At 38.6% G+C, this 4,126-nt stretch carries 6 protein-coding genes; 4 read left to right on the forward strand and 2 right to left on the reverse strand.

Annotated features, from left to right (window positions below; translation table 11 throughout):
• Positions 1-82 precede the first annotated feature (82 nt).
• Complete coding sequence (locus tag HT699_RS05055) at positions 83-289, reverse strand: transposase (RefSeq protein ID WP_050226214.1); 207 nt, start codon at positions 287-289, stop codon at positions 83-85.
• A gap of 54 nt (positions 290-343) precedes the next feature.
• A complete protein-coding gene (tnpB, locus tag HT699_RS05060) occupies positions 344-694 on the reverse strand; it encodes an IS66 family insertion sequence element accessory protein TnpB (RefSeq protein WP_050141977.1) in 351 nt (116 codons plus the stop codon).
• 335 nt (positions 695-1,029) lie between these two features.
• On the opposite strand from tnpB, the gene HT699_RS05065 reads away from it, so the two are divergent.
• The 4 genes from HT699_RS05065 to HT699_RS05080 all read left to right on the forward strand — a co-directional run bounded on the left by HT699_RS05065 (position 1,030) and on the right by HT699_RS05080 (position 3,997).
• Positions 1,030-1,338: a hypothetical protein gene (locus HT699_RS05065; RefSeq protein WP_000734650.1), complete on the forward strand. Its 309-nt coding sequence runs from the start codon at positions 1,030-1,032 to the stop codon at positions 1,336-1,338.
• 316 nt (positions 1,339-1,654) lie between these two features.
• On the forward strand, positions 1,655-2,131 hold the full coding sequence (locus tag HT699_RS05070) for a PTS sugar transporter subunit IIA (RefSeq protein WP_000521975.1): 477 nt from the start codon (positions 1,655-1,657) through the stop codon (positions 2,129-2,131).
• Between the two features lie 37 nt (positions 2,132-2,168).
• Positions 2,169-2,474: a PTS sugar transporter subunit IIB gene (locus HT699_RS05075; RefSeq protein ID WP_000590563.1), complete on the forward strand. Its 306-nt coding sequence runs from the start codon at positions 2,169-2,171 to the stop codon at positions 2,472-2,474.
• Between the two features lie 47 nt (positions 2,475-2,521).
• Entirely contained in the window at positions 2,522-3,997 is a 1,476-nt protein-coding gene (locus HT699_RS05080) for a PTS galactitol transporter subunit IIC (protein WP_000338710.1), read from the forward strand.
• The last annotated feature ends 129 nt before the right edge of the window (positions 3,998-4,126 follow it).

A 4,126-nucleotide genomic window follows, 5' to 3' on the forward strand; every position in this document is an offset into this window, starting at 1 on the left:
GAGTTCTTCTGAATCGAATTGGGCAAGAAGAGCTTGACGTTTCCCTTTAGCTTTCTTACGTTTATAGGTGATTTCTTCTCTTTCAACTGGGAACCTCCCCATCTTCATCAGATGAAACTTCCTCCTCAAAAAGGCTGACTTGTCCAGATGGACAAACACTTTTCTCAGAGGATTTTCCATAGAGCTTTTGCGTTAGATAAGCCACTTGTTCACGCAGAAGGGTAAGTTCATTGGTGAGACTATCAATTGTAGCACTCTGTTGTTGAATGATTTTTAATAAGTCTTTCATCGTCTTCCCCTCCTTGTTTTCTAACTTTATTATACTAAAAAGAAAGGCATCATTTCAATAGAAATCACGACTTTCTGATGAATTTATTTGGGGAGTGATAGAAAAGCCCTTCATCAGCCAGTCTACTTGTTCTGGTGTGAGAGCTTTGACATCCTTTTCTGTACTTGGCCAAGTCAACTTACCGTTCTCAAAGCGTTTATATAGTAGCCAAAATCCTTGACCATCCCAGTAAAGAGCTTTAAAGCGGTCTTTACGTCCACCACAAAAGAGAAAAACTTGACCTGAGAAAGGATCCAATTCAAAGTGGGTTTTAATGAGATAAGCCAGTGAATCAATGCCTTGCCTCATATCCGTTTTCCCACATACGAGATAGACCTGCCCTAGGCTAGATAGATGAATTGTCATAGAGCAACACCTTATCCAAAAGCTCTTCTATCATTTCGAGATTGTGGAATCTCTACAGGAACAATAGGTTGTGGCATTTAAATATCCTCCAATAGTTTTACTTTACTAATAGTATACAGGAGGTCTTCCATGAATGATAGATACCTTGTTATGACGCGCTTACCCTGCTTCCTTATTTTATCGCCATTATTTAACCACTTAGACTGATATAGAGACCAGATAGGCAAAAGAACTTGTTCTTGAAACTGACCTCTACTATAATGATTTTTGTAAGGGACGTGAGGCTTCACTATCAGAGAACTCAAGTTCCTAAAAAAGAAATCGGAGATAAAGAAATGAAAAAATTATTGGGAATTGTCTTTTTATTAGCAGCAGTGACAGTAGTGTATTTTGGTTCTGTTGGCTGGCCAAGTTTAGATGTCAACCTCTGGTCTTTGATTCCGGTGGGTCTGTTCCTCTTTTTCACTCTAGAGAATCTTTTGAAAAAGGATTACAAGGCTAGTCTGATGTGTTTGATTATTGCCTTTATCATCGCAAATGCAATTTTGGATCTGTTGCCAATTTCAAGTGGCTTGGTGATTGGAGCAGGTGTGCTGGCTTGTGTAGGGATTGGCTATCTATTTCCTGATAAAGAAGGAAAATAATACTCTTCGAAAATCTCTTCAAACCACGTCAACGTCGGCTTGTCGTAGATATGGTTACTGACTTGGTCAGTTCTATCCACAACCTCAAAACGGTGTTTTGAGCAGTCTGTGCCTAGCTTTCTAGTTTGCTCTTTGATTTTCATTGAGTATTAGAACAGAAAAATACTTGTAATATTTGTTTGTTTATTTTTATATAACAAACTATAAACACAACAAAAGTATAAAAAAAGACAAAAATCAACAGAAAACTATTGACAACGATTACATATAGTGTTATACTTATAGCATAAAGTTAATGGAAAGAAGGGAAAACCTTATGGGATTAGATCATTTCTTTGACAAAAACCTTGTGTTTTGCTTAGAAGCGGATAATCAAGAACATCTCTTTGATCAGGTTGCTACTTTATTGGAGGAACGAGAAATCGTGACTCCAACTTATCGTGAAGCCTTGATCACGCGTGAAAAGTCATTTCCAACTGGCTTAGATATGGAATTTTTGGGTAAGGATTTGCCGAATGTGGCTATTCCTCATACAGATATTGTTCATAATCTAGCTGAAAAAGTTGTGGTCGTTCGATTAGAGAAACCTGTGACCTTCCACAATATGATTGCACCGGATAAGGAAGTAGAAGTATCCTTGCTCTTCTTTATCATCAATAACTCAAGTTCAAGTCAAACAAATATTCTGGCTCAGTTGATGGACTTTTTCACAGGAAATGGACATCTTGAAGACCTATCAAAAATTTCCGAACCAGAAAAACTTTATGCTTACATTGCTGAAGCAACCGCTTAATCTTGTCTATTAAAAAATAAAATCGGAGGAAATCTAAATGATTAAAATTCTTGCTGCCTGCGGTGCAGGTGTTAACTCAAGTCACCAAATTAAAAGTGCTCTAGAAGAAGAACTTTCAAACCGTGGTTATGATGTTCACTGTGATGCAGTCATGGTCAAAGATGTAAACGAAGACCTTATGAAAGGTTACGATATCTTTACACCAATCGCTGCAACAGACCTTGGTTTTGAACCAGGTATCCCAGTTATCGAAGCTGGACCAATCTTATTCCGTATCCCAGCAATGAGCGCTCCAGTATTTGACAATATTGAAGCAGCTATTAAAGAACACGGATTAAGCTAATTCTAATTTGTTAACATTCATATAACATAAAAAAGGGAGGAACTGTTATGGATGCAATCTTTGACCTAATCGGAAAGGTTTTCAATCCCATCTTAGATATGGGTGGACCTGTCATCATGTTAATTATTTTGACAGTATTGGCTTTACTTTTTGGAGTGAAATTCTCCAAAGCGCTTGAAGGTGGTATCAAACTTGCCATCGCTCTTACAGGTATCGGTGCTATCATCGGTATGCTAAATGGTGCTTTCTCAGCATCACTTGCAAAATTCGTTGAAAACACTGGTATCCAATTGAGTATTACCGACGTTGGTTGGGCACCACTCGCAACAATCACTTGGGGATCTGCTTGGACACTTTACTTCTTGCTCATCATGTTGATTGTCAACGTAGTGATGCTTGCTATGAAGAAAACCGATACACTTGATGTCGATATCTTTGATATCTGGCACTTGTCTATCACAGGTCTCTTGATTAAATGGTATGCTGATAACAATGGTGTGAGTCAAGGGGTTTCGCTCTTTATTGCTACAGCAGCTATCGTCCTTGTTGGTGTGTTGAAAATTATCAACTCTGACTTGATGAAACCTACATTTGATGACCTTCTTAACGCTCCAAGTTCATCACCAATGACATCAACTCACATGAACTACATGATGAACCCAGTTATCATGGTTTTGGATAAGATTTTTGAAAAATTCTTCCCAGGCCTTGATAAATATGACTTTGATGCTGCTAAATTGAACAAGAAAATCGGTTTCTGGGGATCTAAATTCTTCATCGGTTTCATCCTTGGTATCGTTATCGGTATTATGGGAACTCCACATCCAATTGCAGGTGTTGCAGATGCAGATAAATGGCGTCTTGTTATCAAAGGATGGTTGTCTCTTGGTTTGACTGCCGGTGTATCTTTGGAACTCTTCTCACTTATCGGTTCATGGTTCATCGCAGCCGTAGAACCACTATCACAAGGTATTACAAACGTTGCTACTAAACGTCTTCAAGGACGTAAATTCAATATCGGTCTTGACTGGCCATTCATCGCTGGTCGTGCTGAAATCTGGGCTTGTGCCAACGTACTTGCACCAATCATGTTGATTGAAGCAGTGCTTCTTTCAAAAGTTGGAAATGGTATCTTGCCACTTGCAGGTATCATCGCTATGGGTGTTACTCCAGCTCTCTTGGTTGTAACGCGTGGTAAATTGCTCCGTATGATTATCTTCGGAACACTCTTGTTGCCACTCTTCCTTCTTTCAGGTACACTTATTGCGCCATTTGCAACAGAACTTGCTAAAGGTGTAGGTGCCTTCCCAGAAGGTGTGAGCCAAACTCAATTGATTACTCACTCTACTCTTGAAGGACCAATCGAAAAACTTCTTGGTTGGACAATTGGTAACACTACAACTGGTGATATCAAAGCAATTCTTGGTGCAGTAGTCTTCCTTGTATTCTATATCGGTATCTTTGCTTGGTACAGAAAACAAATGATTAAACGTAACGAAGAGTACGCAGCAAAAGCAAAATAATGCGCTCCTATAAAATGTAAATTGTTGAAACTAGGTTGTCATACTGTTTAGGAGTGACAGCCTAGGTTTTTTATAAACTATCAAGAAATCGGAGAAAATAATGGTAATTGAATTATACTCAATGAAAAT

Source organism: Streptococcus sp. 1055 (assembly GCF_013276815.1).
Lineage (GTDB): Bacteria > Bacillota > Bacilli > Lactobacillales > Streptococcaceae > Streptococcus > Streptococcus pseudopneumoniae.